At 34.1% G+C, this 17,386-nt stretch carries 16 protein-coding genes and 1 pseudogene; 12 read left to right on the top strand and 5 right to left on the bottom strand.

From position 1 onward, the window contains the following. Positions 1-338: hypothetical protein (locus tag H4J66_RS16035; protein ID WP_220463325.1), on the top strand; the 338-nt coding region annotated here is incomplete at its 5' end. A 118-nt stretch (positions 339-456) separates the two neighbouring features. On the opposite strand, the gene H4J66_RS16030 is transcribed toward H4J66_RS16035, so the two are convergent. Then, positions 457-783 (bottom strand): hypothetical protein, encoded by a 327-nt coding sequence (locus H4J66_RS16030; protein ID WP_182175975.1) that lies wholly within the window; start codon positions 781-783, stop codon positions 457-459. Positions 784-1,225: 442 nt separating this feature from the next. Here H4J66_RS16030 and H4J66_RS16025 point away from each other — a divergent pair, with 442 nt between their 5' ends. The 4 genes from H4J66_RS16025 (at position 1,226) to H4J66_RS16010 (ending at position 5,304) form a co-directional block, all read left to right on the top strand. Further along, entirely contained in the window at positions 1,226-3,541 is a 2,316-nt protein-coding gene (locus H4J66_RS16025) for a hypothetical protein (RefSeq protein ID WP_182175974.1), read from the top strand. A gap of 323 nt (positions 3,542-3,864) precedes the next feature. Continuing rightward, positions 3,865-4,023, top strand: a complete 159-nt coding sequence (locus tag H4J66_RS16020; protein WP_182175973.1) for a hypothetical protein — start codon at positions 3,865-3,867, stop codon at positions 4,021-4,023. A gap of 32 nt (positions 4,024-4,055) precedes the next feature. Then, on the top strand, positions 4,056-4,364 hold the full coding sequence (locus tag H4J66_RS16015; RefSeq protein ID WP_182175972.1) for a helix-turn-helix domain-containing protein: 309 nt from the start codon (positions 4,056-4,058) through the stop codon (positions 4,362-4,364). Positions 4,365-4,458: 94 nt separating this feature from the next. Continuing rightward, a complete protein-coding gene (locus H4J66_RS16010) occupies positions 4,459-5,304 on the top strand; it encodes a reverse transcriptase family protein (protein ID WP_259369150.1) in 846 nt (281 codons plus the stop codon). Between the two features lie 49 nt (positions 5,305-5,353). Here H4J66_RS16010 and H4J66_RS16005 read toward each other — a convergent pair whose 3' ends face one another. Next, positions 5,354-7,087, bottom strand: coding sequence for a recombinase family protein (locus H4J66_RS16005; RefSeq protein ID WP_182175970.1), 1,734 nt, complete (start codon positions 7,085-7,087; stop codon positions 5,354-5,356). Between the two features lie 33 nt (positions 7,088-7,120). Here H4J66_RS16005 and H4J66_RS16000 point away from each other — a divergent pair. After that, positions 7,121-8,470 (top strand): annotated as a pseudogene (locus H4J66_RS16000) (YifB family Mg chelatase-like AAA ATPase); the annotation flags it as partial. Positions 8,471-8,543: 73 nt separating this feature from the next. Here H4J66_RS16000 and ilvY read toward each other — a convergent pair. After that, positions 8,544-9,422 (bottom strand): HTH-type transcriptional activator IlvY, encoded by an 879-nt coding sequence (gene ilvY, locus H4J66_RS15995; protein WP_182175969.1) that lies wholly within the window; start codon positions 9,420-9,422, stop codon positions 8,544-8,546. 198 nt (positions 9,423-9,620) lie between these two features. Between ilvY and ilvC the strand changes: the two genes are divergently transcribed. From ilvC to H4J66_RS15980, 3 genes are all read left to right on the top strand, one after another. After that, the gene (ilvC, locus tag H4J66_RS15990; protein ID WP_182175968.1) at positions 9,621-11,105 is read left to right on the top strand and encodes a ketol-acid reductoisomerase; all 1,485 of its coding nucleotides are present in this window, start codon (positions 9,621-9,623) and stop codon (positions 11,103-11,105) included. A gap of 129 nt (positions 11,106-11,234) precedes the next feature. Beyond that, a complete protein-coding gene (locus H4J66_RS15985; RefSeq protein ID WP_182175967.1) occupies positions 11,235-11,552 on the top strand; it encodes a pyrimidine/purine nucleoside phosphorylase in 318 nt (105 codons plus the stop codon). 285 nt (positions 11,553-11,837) lie between these two features. After that, complete coding sequence (locus H4J66_RS15980; protein WP_182175966.1) at positions 11,838-12,233, top strand: Fis family transcriptional regulator; 396 nt, start codon at positions 11,838-11,840, stop codon at positions 12,231-12,233. A gap of 30 nt (positions 12,234-12,263) precedes the next feature. Here H4J66_RS15980 and proB read toward each other — a convergent pair whose 3' ends face one another. Further along, the gene (proB, locus tag H4J66_RS15975) at positions 12,264-13,361 is read right to left on the bottom strand and encodes a glutamate 5-kinase (protein WP_182175965.1); all 1,098 of its coding nucleotides are present in this window, start codon (positions 13,359-13,361) and stop codon (positions 12,264-12,266) included. Between the two features lie 420 nt (positions 13,362-13,781). On the opposite strand from proB, the gene H4J66_RS15970 reads away from it, so the two are divergent. Then, positions 13,782-14,684, top strand: a complete 903-nt coding sequence (locus H4J66_RS15970; protein ID WP_182175964.1) for an acyltransferase — start codon at positions 13,782-13,784, stop codon at positions 14,682-14,684. A 26-nt stretch (positions 14,685-14,710) separates the two neighbouring features. Continuing rightward, positions 14,711-15,964: a mechanosensitive ion channel family protein gene (locus H4J66_RS15965; protein ID WP_182175963.1), complete on the top strand. Its 1,254-nt coding sequence runs from the start codon at positions 14,711-14,713 to the stop codon at positions 15,962-15,964. Here the strand turns inward: H4J66_RS15965 and tesB are convergent. After that, positions 15,961-16,818, bottom strand: a complete 858-nt coding sequence (gene tesB, locus H4J66_RS15960) for an acyl-CoA thioesterase II (RefSeq protein WP_182175962.1) — start codon at positions 16,816-16,818, stop codon at positions 15,961-15,963. The genes H4J66_RS15965 and tesB overlap by 4 nt on opposite strands. 152 nt (positions 16,819-16,970) lie before the next feature. Between tesB and H4J66_RS15955 the strand changes: the two genes are divergently transcribed. Beyond that, positions 16,971-17,225 (top strand): hypothetical protein, encoded by a 255-nt coding sequence (locus tag H4J66_RS15955; protein ID WP_070375371.1) that lies wholly within the window; start codon positions 16,971-16,973, stop codon positions 17,223-17,225. Positions 17,226-17,386 lie beyond the last annotated feature (161 nt).

Raw genomic sequence — 17,386 nt, 5'->3', positions numbered from 1 at the left:
AAAATAAAAATAAAAGGAGAATTAAAAAAATGAAAAAAATAATATTTATATTGGTTAGTTTTTTATTAATACCAACAACAAATGCAGTAACAATTAACAATTGTAAGTTCGATAATAACAACTTGGTTATTTTAGTTAGTGGTGTTAATAGGTATATAAAAGACGGCAAAATTAGTCATACAACAAAAGGGTTTTTAAGAGGTAAAAGGATAGTTAAAAATACAATTTCACAAGGTTCATATCCTTGGATTGATTACGATCATTTAAATCATAGATATAATATTTCAATAGATACTTGGATGTATGGAGAAGTAGATTTATTTGAAATATGTAATTAATGTTGTCCTGTGTTTATAAAAAAACAAAAAAATAATATAAAAAAAAGAACTAATCAAAGCTCTAAAAAAAGATCCAATAAATAGAAATCTTATATTTTTTTCTCTGGCAATAACTGCGTTATTGTTTGGGTGTTTTCCTCTCACCAGTAACATTGATTTTTTCCGTTTTATTTAAATTATTTGGAAGTTCAAAACCCATTTCTTCATCAGTTTCAACTAATCCATCCTCAATAATTTTCTTTTTTTGTCCTGCAATTATTTTTTGATAATGTCGAGATTCTGCGGTTACTTTTGCGGTTTCAGATTTTGAATGATTTAACGATGTTTCTAGTGTGGTTTTTTGTCTTGTTAAATCGTCATTAAGTTGTTTACGTTTTTTGTTTTCATAATGTAACTTTTTTAATTTCTTTAAAGCTTCTTTTTTAAACTCGTCAATAATATCCATTTTTTTTAATTCCTCTTTCTATATTTTCATAAAACCATATAAAAAAAATTAATCAATAATAGACCTACTTTTTATAGTTTAATAAACAAAAGAGATACTAAAATATAGGTGCTTATATTTTAATAAAGGAAAGCTATATCATACTATCAACATACCGATATTTTAATAAATAAAACCTATATTAAAATATCTAAAATTATACTTTAATAAATAAAAACTATATTAAAACATCGACTTGAAAATACTTTAATAAATGATACAACATGAATATATATAAAACATTTAGGAAAATATCTTTTTTTTGAGTGAATACGAGGATGAAAAGATAAGTAACCAACTACGTAACTTTTCATCCATCGCTGCGCTTGTTTGAAAAATTACTATTGGCAATTGGCATTGAGCTAAAAAACCACTCCTAAAACTAAACATTTAGGAGAGTGAGATGACAATAAAACAAGATGAGATTTCAAACCAAAAAGCAAAAGCAGATCAAGCCATAAAAGACAAACACACCAGAAATAAACAAGCCGAAGATAGAGCCGCAGAACGTGAAGCGAATACAAAAAATAAAGCCGCTTCAAAATCTGGAAAAGTTGCAGAAGTTGATCCTAAAAAGTTTGAAAAATCCAAAGGTATGGATTTATCAAAAGGTGGTGGCTTTAAAAGTTCTTCTGGTGTTGGTAGTTCAAAAAAAGATGTTTCCGCATTTGCCCGAACTGCAAATTTTAACAATAAAACTAATTCAAATTGGGGCGGTAGCAATCAACTAAAAGAAAGTTTGAGCCATTCAATTATTAGAGATGTTGAGCACTCATTAACTGAAATCGGCAAAACAAAACAACAATGGAATGTTGAACATTTAGATCGTAATTTAATTTTTACCGATGGCAAAATTGTAAATATGTCTGACTTTTCAGGATTGGAACGTAAAGCCATTGCTGAAAAAATAATTTCTGATATTGATAACGATTTAAAAGCTTATTCAAATAAAAATAATGGTGGTGAGATTTCACAATCTTCAAAAGAACACACGAAAATAGCAAACAGCAGAACACTATACAAAAACAAGATATTTAAAAATTTACCAGAGCTAAAACAATTTTTTAATGAGCAAAAATTAGAAACAAAATCTACAAAAAAGAAACCTGATCCAAAAGCAAAATTCAATATTCAAATACCTGAAAAAACAGAACATAAATTTTTAAATAAAGTAAATTCAATTATTGAAAAATCAAATCTTAAAGAAGAGCAAAAAACACAATATAAAAAAAATGCGATTAAGTTTTTTAATTTTCGTAGAGCTTCAATTGAAAGTAAAAACGACACAAGCAGAAAACAAAATTTAAACAAAATGGGAAACAATCAAAATTTTACACAAATACAAGAAATGGTTTTTAGAGTTCCCAATCATAACGGTGCGAAATTATCAGGAACCGAACAATTAAAGGCGGTTGTTGATTACTATAAAAAACACTTTCCAGAGTATGAAATTGCTGCGGCTGTTCTTCACGGAGACGAAGCAAATAAAAAACAAATAGAAGAATATAAAAACAAATTACCGTCAATAAATGATGGTTTGGAGGGGGATCATGTTCATATTTTTGTTAAGGGTAAAAACAAAAATACTAACGAATATGATTTAAGACAAAAGCAAAAAGAATTGTATTCCGATCACCTTAAAAAAATATATTCAAAAAACAACTTTAACCCAAATAAAAAAAATCTGAATAAACGAGAGCAGGAGTTGATGGGTTCAGCACTTCAAGACCATTTTTATAAACATATAAATGAAAATTTATTAAATAAAAACGGTTTCAATGCAGTTTTTACAAATTCAAAAATACGCTTAAAAATTGAGGCTGATTTACCCAAGCAAATCCGAGAAATGAACCTTGATAATTTCAATTATGAAATCAGCTCACAAGCTGAAATTGATACAAAATCAAGAGAGTTGTTATTATTAACGGCTGAAAAAGTTGTTGCTGGTATTCACGACATTCCCATCAAAGACCGTTTAAAAATGAAAGATATAAAGAAAAACCTTGTTGAAGATTTATTAAATAATGAAATACTATTTTGTCAGGCTAAAAAAGAAATTATGTTTTCAAAAATTGCGGCAGATATTGATGATTTTAAAATAGATAAAAACGAGGCTGTTAAATCTGCAATTGAAGACAAAACAAAAGAACAAAATCAAGAAATCAACAAATTAAAAAAATCTCAAAAAGACGAAATTGATTTAATTCATTCGCATTATGAAAACCAACTTGGTCAAGCTGTGCCAGCTTCAAAATATAATCATTTAATTGATAGATTTACCGAGCAAAAAGCAGAAATAACCCGACTTAAAAAAATAGAAAATCAATATTATAAAATGGTTGATAAAGTTAAAAGTCAGGCGCAAGTTTTTGGCAAATTTATAATAAGTGTTTTTAAAAATGAAAATGGTAAACAAGACATAATTGATTATAAGAATAAAAATAATCAGCACGAAATGATCCGTGAAGCTTTAAAAGATGGTTTTAATTACGAATACGAAATTATAAGAAATGGCATAAATTATAATCATGAAATCTTAGAAATAGGAGATCAAAAAGATTTGATAAATATCGAAAATGATACGATTTCAAAAATTGATGACAAAGAAATTTTAAACTATTATGAAATTAGAAAAGCCCAAGCTGAAAAAGAAAATCAGACCAAAAAAGCTAAACATTCAAGCTCAACAAATAAACCTGTATATAAAAAAGTTCGCTAATAGCGAATTATTTGTTGCTATATTTTAAATTCTATTATAAATTACCCTTGCGAATGCATAGAGAAGAACTCGCCAAGTGTATTTGAGTATGATTTTATACTCGCGGAAAGATAATATCTTTCTACCCTTTTCCTGCGCACTTCCTGCTCCCCCTTGGAACCTTATGGTATCAATCGGTAAGTATCGTGAAATTAGCGTTGGGATAGACAACGTGGGGCGAACCCACGTTGTGAAAATCAGGGGTTAACTGTTGGACATTCTCACTTTCTTAAATTAGGGCGAAGCTTTATTCACTTCGAATAAAGTAATTTAAGGAGCAGAAAATGCACAAAAACAATGATATTCGTGTTCAACAGGCGCAGCAAGAAGAAAAACCTAAAAAGACTAAACCCGTAGCTTGGAAACTTTTTACGTGGTCAGTAGCAATTGGCAAGTTTGTTTATCGAATTTGGCGATTCTTGGAAGGTGATTCCGAAAGTTAGTGTTCCCCTTTTTTTTTCAAAAAGAGAAATATATGATACATAGAGCATTAAAGGTAATTAGACAGTTTCACGAACTGAAACAGAATGAATTAGCTGAAAAATTAGATATATCTAAATCATATCTATCTGAAATTGAATCAGGAAAAAAACCTGCAAGTCTTGAATTATTAAACAAATACTCTGAGGCTTTTGATATTCCTGTTTCTTCTTTGATCTTTTTTTCTGAAAACCTAGGCAAGGAGCAACTTTCTTCTAGTAAGTTTAAAAAAGTTGTAGCTTCAAAAATAGTTAATGTAATGGAATGGTTTGTAGAAAAAAATGAGAAACAGATCAAAGCTTAAAATAAACTCCAACAGCAAAAAATATTCATTAAATCAATCGCCGTTTTATAAATTAAAAACAAAGCGAAAATTAATTGAATTATTGAGCTTATCTATGCCTGAATTATCAATAGCAAAAAAAGATATTGATAATTATCAAGTTTTTGATCAAATGGGTAACAATGGTAAACCTCGAACTATTCAACACCCCAAAAATAAACAAAATGAAATTCATAATAGAATTGCTAATCTGTTAACAAGAATTGAATTACCTGACTACTTGCATTCAGGTAGGAAAAAACATTCTCATATAACAAATGCTACTCAGCATTTAGGTTCTAAAAAAGTTTTAACTACTGATATAAAAAAATTCTTTCAATCAACAACGAGAGAGATGGTATTTAGGTTTTTTAATAAAACATTACATTGTTCGTCAGACGTATCCGATATTTTATCTTATATTTGCACTTTTAACTCACATATACCTACGGGTAGTCAGTTGAGTATGCCACTGGCATTTTGGTCAAATATTGACATGTTTGAGCAGTTAGATAACCTATCAGCTTCACTTGACGTTAAAATGACTGTATATGTCGATGATTTAACTTTTTCTGGTGAACAAGTTAATAAGCATTTCCAATCAATAGTTAAAAAAATAATTATTTCAAATGGTCAAACGCCCCATCCTTTAAAAACTAAACTATTTAACAAGAATGATTTAAAAATAATAACGGGTGTTGTAATTAAAGATGATAAAACCCTTATTACCAACAAACAACATAAGTTAATTTACCAATCATTTGAAAGCTGGAAAGGTTGTCGAGACGAGCCATTACTGGAAAGTTATATTAAAATTAAACCTAAACTACTTGGGCGGTTAAATGCTTTATCAGGTATAGATCCAAAATTAAAAGATAAAGCAAAAAGTTTAATGAATTATAAATCAGCAGCTGAGATTTAAATGCGGTAAGTATACGCAAACGTTAATTTAATCTAATGCTCCTTTAAAATTAAACATTTACATAACCAGAAAAATCTACTAAATCAAAATCTGTATTAGGTGTTAAATCATCAAATTTAATAGTAGAAGAGGCTTCTGCGCCCCATAAATTTATAGCGTTGAGGATCTCCATAAATTTACCGTCAAGAGTACCTTTAAGATACTCTTCTTTAATGTTTTTAGTTAGTTCATCAAAAGATTTAAAAACGGAGGGTTCTTTGTTTGTTTTTAATTTTGTATTTTTTAAACAATATGCCGCTATTGAACCATTATGCTTAATTTCAAAAAAAGTTTTTTGATCAGGAAATAGGACAAAAGCAGCATAAATATTATTAATTTTAATTTTTGCTTTTCTTACGTGTTCAAGATTATTTTTATCAAATTTGTTTAATTTTCCATAATTATTATTTTTTGAATTTATTAATTCTAAATTTGTGATTTCTGCTTTTAATTTTCTAATATTTTTTTTAATAACCGTTCCTGCATTTAAAAAAAGTTCTATATCGTAATCACCTTTTCCAAATGAAATTTCTAAATCTGTTAATTTTTGTTGATTAGTTTCTATAAGCATTTTTATTTTTTTAATTTCAAGCTTATTTTCAGCAATTTGTTGTTTACTGAATGGATTATCATTTTTAAGGAGATTAAAAAAATTATGACTAGAATTTAAAAAATCGTCATACCGTAATGAACCTGAATTACAATTTTTGTATCTTTTGGTTGAACATTTCAACATATGATATATGTATGTTTTATTTTTGGTTTTTTTTTCGTCAGTTTCAAAATATACTTTTTGACCACACAAACCACAAAATAATTTGCCAGAAAAAATATTGATTGATTTTTTACCTGCTGTTTTTGATATAACCTTACTTCTTTTTTTAGCGTTTACAATATCAAAATCATCAGTGGATATGAGCGCTGGATAATAATTTTTAAAAACGTCACCAGTTCTTTTTATTTTTAATTCACCAAGAACGCATCGATTAGATAATAAATGACTTACTTTTCCTGAACTCCACCGATTAGTAAAATTAATATGTCTTTTTTTTGCTACTTGTTGATAATTATTATCGTCAAAGTATTTAGTAATTTCCGCTAATGAATAATCTTTTTTATACATTTCAAAAGCTTTTTTAACTGTTTTAATTTTGTCATTAAAAATAAAATTTGTTTGGTGTTTTGTTCCGATATTATCAATCCAACCTGGGAACATTCCCGCAAATTGTATTTTTATACCATCATTTAATTTCTCTAATTTTTGATCAAAAGTATCCAGAATTCTGACACTTTTTTTATCACTTTCTAAGTTAGCTTGTTCCATCAAAAAAAGACTATACATAATATCAGTTATGTTATTTAACGATGATTTTGTATAAATTTTTTCGTCCATTAAGGTGATTATATTTATATTATTTTTTAATATATTTCTAAAAAGTTCAGATGCACTACCAATATTTTCTCTGGATAAACGATCTATTTGTTCAACACACAAATAAGCAGAACCATCAGTCGGTATTCTTTTTTCTTCAATTGCTTTTATAAACCTACCTAACGAACCTTTATGTAAATTCTCACCTGTGAAACCTGATTTACCTAAATCTTTTAAATCTAATCCATCATCAATAACAAAGTTATTTTTTTTAGCATATTTTTTAATGTTATTAATTTGACGTTGAAGTGAAGCTCCTTTTTTTTGTTCAGTAGTAGAAAAACGAACATATGGAAAAATTATTTTTTTCATTTATTAAATCCTCAATGAGAAAATACATATTACCCGTATATTGTCAGATTCACTACCATAAATCTAGCCCCCGCTGATTTACCTAAAGAAGGAGGTCGCTTCGACTTACCGATAGCGCTTGGTATTTTGGTTGCCAGTGAGCAACTACCTAATACAGATTTAAGCCAATATGAGTTTGCTGGCGAACTTGCGCTTTCGGGTGAATTGCGTGAAATTATTGGTGAAATTCCAATGGCAATTGCTTGCGCTAAGGCTAAAAGAACCTTAGTTATTCCTAAACAAAATGCTGAACAAGCGAGTTGGGTTAAGCAGGCCAATATTTTATCGATAGAACATTTAAGTCAATTATACCCACACTTTTTAAAGCAACGCTCGCTACCTTTGGTATCAGCAAAAGCAGTAGAACATTATCAAGTGCCTACCAGCAAAGACATTGCTGATGTAATTGGCCAACCACTAGCAAAAAGAGCTCTAGAGATCTCTGCTTGTGGCGCGCACAACCTACTTTTTATTGGACCACCCGGTACGGGCAAAACCATGCTAGCGAGCCGCTTACCTGGAATATTACCACCGATGAGCGAAAGTGAAGCGTTAGAGGCTGCAGCTATCGCTTCGATTAGTCATCAAAAAATCAATCATAAATCTTGGTTAACTCGCCCCTTTCGCGCCCCCCATCATACGGCTTCTTCTGCGGCACTGGTTGGTGGTGGCAGCCAACCACAAGCCGGAGAGATTTCATTAGCGCATAATGGTGTATTGTTTCTGGATGAATTACCAGAATTTGCTCGTAAAGTGCTCGATGTTTTACGTGAACCCATGGAATCAGCTGAAGTCACCATTTCTCGAGCAATGTACAAACAAACCTTTCCAGCAAAATTTCAATTAGTGGCTGCGATGAATCCTAGCCCAACCGGATTTTACAATGATAACCGCAGCACACCCGAACAAGTGCTACGTTATTTAAATCGCCTATCGGGGCCTTTTCTTGACCGAATTGACATTCAAATTGAGGTGACACGTTTACCCAAGGGTATGTGGGCAAAGAATGATCATAACAATGAAAGTTCTGCGCAAATACAGAAAAGGGTTGCGCTGTGTAGAGAATTACAATTACAGCGACAAGGGAAAGCAAATGCTCACTTAGGGAGTGCTGAAACACGGATATTTTGCAAACTGAGTGCTGATGAGCATGAATTTTTAGAGCTCGCCGTTGAAAAACTTGGTTTGTCTACACGCGCCCACCATAAAATATTAAAGATAGCGCGCACCTTGGCAGACATGAATAGTATTGAAGATATTCAACATGAACATATCATTGAAGCGCTGTCTTATCGCGCAATGGACCGATTACTGAGACACCTAACCGATGCTGTTTCTTTTTAACCGGACATCACAATTAAAAAGCTTTCTAGCCATTAATAATGGCTATTCTCTAGCGATAAAGCGGTTGCTGAGACTATTTAATTGCCTCAAAGAAGGCTTTGACTAAGGTTTGTTCTCGACTTTGGTTTAAACAACAAATGCCGAGGTCGAACGGCTCAATATCGCCAACATGTTGTAAATATTGCACCCGGTCTTTTACTGGGCTATTTTCCACAACAACTTTTGGTGCCATGCCAACACCACAACCTAAAGCAACCATGCTAACAAGCGCTTCATGACCCGAAACTGTTGCATAAATATTGGGTTTACCTTGTTGCTTTTTACGATACCAAAGCTCAAAACGCTTACGTGCCGCACCATGCTCAGCTAAAATAATTGGTACTTCAGACCAAATAATCGTTTCGTCTTGTAATTGTTGCTGAACTCGACAAGCCATTGTCGGTGCAATTACGGCCAACGGCACATTAGCAATGTGCTGAAAATAAAACATTCTTGATAAGCTTTCAGGTTTTACACCAAAGGCAAAATCTACCAATTTTTGCTGTACTTGGTCAAAGGCATCAGCAGCATCACCGGTTGTTAATACAATTTCAACTAGCGGGTGTTGCTGGCGAAAGCGTTCCAATAGCGGTGGTAAATGACTATAAGCGGCAGTAACAGAACAATAAATGTGAAGTTTACCCTGTAGTTCAGCCTGCTTTTGGTCAAGCGACAATTGCAATAATTGCCATTGTTCAAGCTGCTGTTCAGCATATTTATAAAATAACATACCTGCCTCAGTTAACACCACTGAGCGATTATCACGATGTAATAGCAAACAACATAACTGATCTTCCAGCCTTTGAATAATTCGACTTAAGGTAGAAGTACTGACATGGTGCGCTTCAGCAGTTTTCCCAAAATGAAGACTGTGGGTTAAATGCACGAACATTTTTAACGATTTAAGATCCATTCTTTACTCTTACCATTCATGACAACATTTTACCCACCAATTATTGCGTTTTATGCAACACCACCTTGCGAATATATCATTTTAAGCAACATTAATCTTGCGCTATGATAACTTCATCGTCAGAAAGACCGATAAAACTATTTAATGATCACATCGCCAGCATTACGTTGAGTCGATTTGAGACAAAAGGATAACCCAATGAGCAATTATTTTAATACGTTAAGTTTACGCGAAAAATTAGGTCAGTTAGGCAAATGTCGTTTTATGCAGCGTGAAGAATTCAGCGATGGCTGTAATTTTATTAAAGACTGGAACATTGTTATTGTTGGTTGTGGCGCACAGGGACTAAACCAAGGTTTGAACATGCGTGATTCAGGTTTAAATATCTCTTACGCATTACGCGAAGCTGCCATTTCATCAAAACGTCAATCTTGGCAATGGGCGACAGAAAACGGTTTTACCGTAGGTACATACGCTGAATTAATTCCACAAGCTGACTTAGTGCTTAATTTAACACCAGATAAGCAACATACCTCTGCTGTTACTGCTGTTATGCCTCATATGAAACAGGGTTCAACTCTAGCCTACTCACACGGTTTTAATATCGTTGAAGAAGGTATGAAAATTCGTGAAGATATTACTGTAGTCATGGTTGCCCCTAAATGTCCGGGTACTGAAGTACGTGAAGAATACAAACGTGGTTTTGGTGTACCTACTTTAATTGCTGTTCACCCTGAGAATGATCCACAAGGTAACGGTTTAGCAATCGCTAAGGCTTACGCATCAGCTACCGGTGGCGATCGTGCCGGCGTACTTGAATCATCATTTATTGCTGAAGTGAAGTCTGACTTAATGGGCGAGCAAACTATTTTATGTGGCATGTTGCAAACCGCAGCAGTACTTGGCCATAAGCAGTTAGTTGCGCAAGGTATGGATGCTGCGTATGCACGTAAGCTATTACAATACGGCATTGAAACAACAACGGAAGGCTTAAAGCATGGGGGTATCACCAATATGATGGACCGTTTATCAAACCCTGCTAAAGTTAAAGCGTTTGATATGTCTGAAGCATTAAAAGTCATCTTACGTCCGTTATTTGAAAAACATATGGACGACATTATCGAAGGTCGCTTCTCTGCCACTATGATGGAAGATTGGGCAAATGATGATGTGAATTTATTAAAATGGCGTGAAGAAACAGCTGAGTCTTCTTTTGAAAAAGCCGCTGATTGCGACATTGAAATTACCGAACAAGAATACTACGACAAAGGCATCTTTGTGGTTGCTATGGTAAAAGCCGGTGTTGAACTAGCCTTTGAAGCTATGGTTGCTGCGGGTATCATTGAAGAATCAGCGTATTACGAGTCATTACACGAAACACCGTTAATTGCTAACTGTATTGCCCGTAACAAATTGTACGAAATGAACGTAGTCATTTCAGATACCGCTGAATACGGTAACTATTTATTTACCCATGCTGCACAACCTTTACTTAGTGATTTCACCAACAAATTGTCACTTGAAGAATTAGGTGAAGGCTTAAAGGAAAGCTCAAATGGCGTTGATAACGTTCGCTTGATTGAGGTTAACGAAGCAATTCGCAGCCATGGTGTCGAAAGCGTAGGTAAAAAATTACGTGGTTACATGACCGATATGAAACGCATTGTAGAGTCAAATCAATAAAATAAAATAAAACAAGCGTTGTAGATCACGAAAGGTAAACACTTAAGCCAGATAATCTAGTGGTATTATTTTCTGGCCAGCAAGTGTTAAACTGCAGCGCTTTATTTTATATCAAAGAGGAAAATTATCATGACAGAATTAAAGAATGTAACACTGACCAAGGCCGCTAATGTTTATTTTGACGGCAACGTAACTAGCAGAAAAGTAACGTTAGCAGATGACTCAGTAGTAACCTTAGGCATTATGATGCCTGGTGAGTATACCTTTGCTACAGCGGAAAAAGAATTGATGGAAATTATCGCTGGTGAGGTTGAAATATTATTACCTAATGAGACGCAATGGCAAAGCATTTCTGCAGGTGGACACTTTTATGTCGACGCCGATGCTAAATTTGATATCAAAGTAAAAACGTTAGCTGATTATTGTTGTTCTTACATAGCAGCATAAAGCCACATCTATAGGCTTTAACCGTACCTCCGTGAATAATGGAGGTGCTTATCATTAACTTAAGTCACCATTACCGACAAAAAATCACTGATACCTTAAAAGTGACACCTCCTTAAAACAAGCACCGACATTTAACGTTAAGTTATCATTGTAATTGACCTCGCTATTGCCGATAACCGCTAAACCTTATTTAACACCTCGCCACTAAAAACATTGTTGATTTACTATCAATCATATTCATTTAATGAAAAAATCATCTTTAATAGCCATTGCTGAATATAAATAATGAAACTCAATAAAACCACGCAAAAAATCGATAATAATGTTTGTAAAGCACTTAAATTAGCCTGCGAAGACTTCACTAGCGAGGTTGATGGTTTCTGTTGGTTAACCCATCGCGCTAATTACACTAATTTTCCCGCGAGTTTAGTGGTGACCTGTATTTTCGATATCGATGCAGAAGTGATTGCAGCCAAAGAACAAAAAGTTGATGACCACTTGCGTGATGTCATTCAAAAGCAGTTACTCAAAGTGGGTATTGTCTTAAAAAACGTTCGCCACAATGTGCATTTAGATAGTGAAGAATCTTGCTTACGTGACCATAGTGGTCAATGGCCTGAACGTCTAAAATTAAGAGTGACTAAGCAAAAGCCAACACAAAGTAAACAGTTTGGTCGCTAGAGCCTCAGGTAGTTACCCCGTTACCTAGCCTTATAAAACAACCATATCATCACGATGAATAATCACTTTACTGGGACAACAACCTAATAAAGTGATTATCTGTTCACTATTACAACCCATAATACGCAACAAATCTCGTTGACTGTATTGGCAAATACCTTTGGCTATGGGCTTTTTAGAATGCGCGTCAATAATATCAACTGACTCTCCAGCGACAAAATCACCGTCAACTTGACTGACACCTGCGGGTAATAACGAAGCACCTTCATTAAGCACAGCATGCACTGCACCCGCATCAATATGTACTTTTCCACTGCTTTTTAAGGTATGTTTTAACCAGTGTTTGCGTGCTTTGGTCGCCGCTTGTTTGGCACTAAAATGTGTACCCGGGTTTTCACCTTTTAATATCTGTTGAAAAACTTCACTACGACTACCATTTAAAATATAAGTATCTATGCCATTTTCAACCGCTTTTTCCGCTGCCTGAATTTTTGTTTTCATACCACCGGTGGCAATAACGTTATTTGTTGTTCCAGCCATGGCATGAATTTCAGCGGTAATTTCATGAATTTCAGGGAGTAACCTTGCTTTAGGGTTTTCACGCGGGTCTTGGTCATAAACGCCATCGATATCGCTTAAGATGAATAAGCAGTCAGCCTCGCTCACTAAAGCGACTAAGGCGGCTAAATTATCGTTATCACCGACTTTCAATTCATCGGTCGCGACCGTGTCATTTTCATTAACAATAGGGATAACACCATTTTCCAATAAAATACGTAAGGTATTTTTAATATTGATGTAGCGCTGGCGATCTTTTAAATCTCCATGGGTAATGAGTAACTGGCTACAAGGAACATCAAAAAAGCACTGCCAATTCGCCATCATTTTCATTTGCCCAACGGATGCCATCGCTTGTTTAGTGGGAATAGAGGGAACGGGAGAGCCGTGCTTAATCAATTGTCGTCCTGCAGCAACACTGCCCGATGAAACGATAATAATTTCTTTACCTGCCTGTTGGCATTCGGTAATAAAACGAGCAATAGCAAGAATATACTTACCACTACAACCGTTATTATCTGGTGCAACCAAAGCACTGCCTACTTTAATTACCGCACGATTAAAATTCATTGTTGTTCCCCTATGATCCAGTGCCTAGCATGCCTCGATATGCAGGTAATTTGCAATCAACTTTTTGCCATAATATAGATGAGTTTGTCCTTTTTAGGCTGTTGACTTGTTATATCGAATTAATTCGGTATTTATATCCTTTAAAACTTAAAAAATGGCGAGTTATTTAACTTGAAATAACAAGATGGTGGTTTTTACCTCATTATAAAATATCAATAATAGACACCTAAAACGCCTTTTTCTGCTAATTATTAGCATTAAGCCTCGTTAACTTTTACTCATTTCAACAACTTGATGATTAATCGTTTTCAAACGGTTGTTAATCGTGATTAATTTATTTCACTGTTTTTGCTGAAAATTACTTCAAATCAGATTATGATCTAACATCTATTTATTTTTGTTATATTGAGCAAGTATTCCATGTTGAATTTTTTACCTCCGCTACTTATTCATATTATTTCGCTAACAATTTATACCATTAATACGCTTTTCTGGTTAATACCTATTATTATATTTTCATTTTGTAAGGCTATTATTCCCTTAACTTTTGCTAAGAAAATATTCAGCTATTTATTAGATCAAATGGCAAGTAATTGGGTGGGTGTTAACACCTTCATTCAAAAGCTCTTTAATAAAACAGAAATTAAAGTAACCGGCTTAGATCAACTAACCATGAAAGAATGGTATTTGGTCATCTGTAATCACCAAAGCTGGGTTGATATTGTTATCTTGCAGCGAGTCATGCATCGCAAAATTCCTTTTTTGAAATTTTTCTTAAAAAAAGAACTCATTTTTGTGCCTTTTTTAGGCTTGGCTTGGTGGGCTCTCGACTTTCCATTTATGAAGCGTTATAGCCAATCTTTCATTAAAAAGAATCCCCATTTAAAAGGTAAAGACGTTGAAACCACGCGTAAAGCTTGTGCTAAATTCAAGCATAAACCCGTCAGCATAATGAACTTTATAGAAGGAACACGCTTCACTAACAAAAAGCACGATAAGCAAAATTCCACGTTTAAACATCTACTTAAACCTAAAGCGGGTGGCATAGGTTTTGTGCTAGAAGCCATGGGTGGCAACTTGCATAAAATAGTCAATATTACCATTCATTACCCAGAGGGCATCCCTACTTTTAGTGATTTTTTAGCGGGGAAAATTAAACAGGTAAATGTCAATGTAGAGGTTTCAAACATTGGCGATGATCTTGTTGGCGACTATGTGCGCGATCGAAATTTTAAAATAAAATTTCAAAAGTGGGTTAATCAATTATGGCTTGATAAAGACCAAAAACTTATCGAGTTTAATAATGATAATACCGCTAAATAACATTGAAATTGAAAAAGGAAACTTAAATGAGTGAACTCATTAGCACATGGTTAACTAACCAAGGTATCGCCGAAGCGTATTTAGCGATGACCACAATTTTTGTTGGTTGCATGCTCATTTTTGTCATTTCGGCATTGGGTTACTACCTCGCAAAATATCAGGTATTAGCTTTTGTTAACAAAATGGTCAGCAGAACAAAAAACACTTGGGATGATGTTTTATTAGAGCATAATGTTTTTTCTCGCTTCGCTTTTTTAATCCCGTTATTCGTACTACTGTTTTTAACGCCTATTTTACTGCCGGAACAGGCATTACTTGGCGCCGTTTTAGTGGTTTTTGTAAAAATAGCTCTCAGTTTTCAAATTGCACGTTGTATCAGTGCTGTTTTAAACGTCATTAGAAGTCTCTATCAAAATACGGCGCGTGACCGCTACTTACCCTTAAGCTCAACGATACAAGTGATAAAACTGGCTATTTATTTGGTTGCCACTATTTTATCTATTTCATTTATTTTAGATAAGTCACCTATTTATTTACTCAGTGGTTTAGGTGCATTAACGGCTGTTTTATTATTAGTATTTCAGGACACGATTAAAGGTTTAGTCGCTAGTATTCAAATATCAGCGAACAAAATGGTCGCGCCTGGTGACTGGATTGAAATTCCTAATTATGGTGCTGATGGTGATGTGATTGAGATTGGTTTAAATACGGTTAAAGTAAAAAACTTTGATAATACAGTGACAACCGTTCCTACGTACGCCTTAATAAATGGCTCATTTAAGAATTGGCGAGGCATGCTCAATTCAGGTGGTCGACGTATTAAGCGTAGTATTATTATTGATATTAACAGTATTTCATTTTATCAAAATGCAGAGATTGAAAAACTCAAAGAAATTAGTTTATTAAAAGATTATTTACAGCAAAAATCTGATGAAATCACCACGAGTTTAAAAACGGCTAATTTATCTAACGATAATGTTAATAGCCGACAGTTAACCAATGTCGGAACTTTTCGCGCTTATATTACCGCTTATTTGGCTAAACATGAAAAAATACATAATGAGATGACTTGCATGGTCAGGCAATTAGCGGCAACCGACTCAGGCTTACCGCTGGAGATATATTGCTTCAGTAATGACCAAAACTGGAAGAATTATGAAGGTATACAAGCCGATATTTTTGACCATTTATTCGCAATGGCACCGGTATTCAGTTTACGTGTTTTTCAACATCCTACCGGCTATGACTGGCAAAAAAGTCGCTCGAGTCGAAAATTCTAACGTTGACGAACCACGCCTTCTTGCATCGTTGAGGCAACAAGCTGTCCTTGACGATTAAAAATTTGTCCTTTAACTAAGCCGCGGCCGCCACTTGCTGACGGACTGTCCATAACGTAAAGCAGCCAATCATCAAAACGAAATGGGCGATGAAACCACATAGCATGGTCAATAGTGGCAATCTGTAAATTGGGTTGCCAATGACTCAAGCCATGGGGAAATAAAGCCGTTGGTAAAAACAAGAAGTCAGAAGTATAAGCCAGCATATAAGTATGAATACGCAAATCATCAGATAAGGTACCGTTTGCTTTTATCCACATCTGAGACTTAGGTGCTGTCTTTTCGGGTTGCAGCCAATTATAAGGTTCAACAGGACGCATTTCGATGGGTTTTTCAGCTAAAAATTTACCTCTAATTTCTTCAGGTATTTTATCTTGGTTATCGAAAATAAAATCTGTGTAAGACGCTAAATCTTCAGGTGCGGGTACATCAGGCATAAGATCTTGATGCTCAATGCCTTTTTCATATTGTTGAAAAGAGGCCGTCATATAGAATATATCTTTACCGTTTTGAATTGCTTTAACACGGCGAGTGCTAAAACTTTTTCCATCACGAATATTTTCCACTTCATAAACAACCGGCTTACTCGCATCGCCTGGACGTAGAAAATAAGAATGAAGAGAGTGAACATTACGTGCTGAATTTACTGTTTCTTGAGCGGCAGAAACAGCTTGTCCCATTACTTGACCACCAAACAGCGCACGAAAGCCTAAATCTTGACTTTGACCACGATAAATTCCTTGTTCGATTACCTCTAATTCTAATAATGAAGATAAATCATCCAACACTTGACTCATAATATTTAGCACTCACTGATATAAAATTTTGACTATAGCATATTTATAATTTATATCTTTAGCGACATTTTAAAATTGTTGAAAATTCATACGCTGCAAGGTAATATCTAAGCAATAAGAAAATTATTGACTAAAAATACGAAGAGATCTCAATGGAAGCGCTATTAGAAAGAGAAGTATTGTTAGAAAGAAGGCAAGGTAGTAATGAGGAGCAGTCGCTATGGGACAGGCTTTCTCTTGCACAAAAATTTGCCGCCAGTAGCATGACTCAGTTTGGTTACGACTTATCTTTTATTAGAAACAGCAATAACGGCAGCTTAGCCATATTACAATGCAATGGTAAAACAGCAACTATTAACGGTGAAGGTGAAGTAGACTCAACGCCAAGTATAATTATTCGTCCTTAGTTATTCATCCTTGATTAAAGGCAAATACCTAGCCTACTTTCAGAGATACATGAAAAGATGCCCCAGTTAGGCATCTTTTTTAGTTTTAGTGAGTAATAAAGTTTCAATTAAAGAAATATACCCCGTCAAATTATTACTTGACCACATACGCCTTACGCTCG

Origin of the sequence: Colwellia sp. MB3u-55 (assembly GCF_014076785.1) — a bacterium.
Taxonomy (GTDB): domain Bacteria; phylum Pseudomonadota; class Gammaproteobacteria; order Enterobacterales; family Alteromonadaceae; genus Colwellia_A.
This window is presented reverse-complemented; position numbering and strand designations above follow the sequence as displayed.

Excerpts from the sequence above, each read along its gene's own strand:
- H4J66_RS15965 (WP_182175963.1), top strand. The coding sequence starts at position 14,711 with ATGAGTGAACTCATTAGCACATGGTTAACTAACCAAGGTATCGCCGAA.
- H4J66_RS15955 (WP_070375371.1), top strand. The coding sequence starts at position 16,971 with ATGGAAGCGCTATTAGAAAGAGAAGTATTGTTAGAAAGAAGGCAAGGT.
- H4J66_RS16025 (WP_182175974.1), top strand. The coding sequence starts at position 1,226 with ATGACAATAAAACAAGATGAGATTTCAAACCAAAAAGCAAAAGCAGAT.
- ilvC (WP_182175968.1), top strand. The coding sequence starts at position 9,621 with ATGAGCAATTATTTTAATACGTTAAGTTTACGCGAAAAATTAGGTCAG.
- H4J66_RS16010 (WP_259369150.1), top strand. The coding sequence starts at position 4,459 with ATGCCTGAATTATCAATAGCAAAAAAAGATATTGATAATTATCAAGTT.
- ilvY (WP_182175969.1), bottom strand. The coding sequence starts at position 9,422 with ATGGATCTTAAATCGTTAAAAATGTTCGTGCATTTAACCCACAGTCTT.
- H4J66_RS15985 (WP_182175967.1), top strand. The coding sequence starts at position 11,235 with ATGACAGAATTAAAGAATGTAACACTGACCAAGGCCGCTAATGTTTAT.
- H4J66_RS16020 (WP_182175973.1), top strand. The coding sequence starts at position 3,865 with ATGCACAAAAACAATGATATTCGTGTTCAACAGGCGCAGCAAGAAGAA.
- H4J66_RS16030 (WP_182175975.1), bottom strand. The coding sequence starts at position 783 with ATGGATATTATTGACGAGTTTAAAAAAGAAGCTTTAAAGAAATTAAAA.
- H4J66_RS15970 (WP_182175964.1), top strand. The coding sequence starts at position 13,782 with ATGTTGAATTTTTTACCTCCGCTACTTATTCATATTATTTCGCTAACA.
- H4J66_RS16005 (WP_182175970.1), bottom strand. The coding sequence starts at position 7,087 with ATGAAAAAAATAATTTTTCCATATGTTCGTTTTTCTACTACTGAACAA.
- H4J66_RS16015 (WP_182175972.1), top strand. The coding sequence starts at position 4,056 with ATGATACATAGAGCATTAAAGGTAATTAGACAGTTTCACGAACTGAAA.
- tesB (WP_182175962.1), bottom strand. The coding sequence starts at position 16,818 with ATGAGTCAAGTGTTGGATGATTTATCTTCATTATTAGAATTAGAGGTA.
- H4J66_RS15980 (WP_182175966.1), top strand. The coding sequence starts at position 11,838 with ATGAAACTCAATAAAACCACGCAAAAAATCGATAATAATGTTTGTAAA.
- proB (WP_182175965.1), bottom strand. The coding sequence starts at position 13,361 with ATGAATTTTAATCGTGCGGTAATTAAAGTAGGCAGTGCTTTGGTTGCA.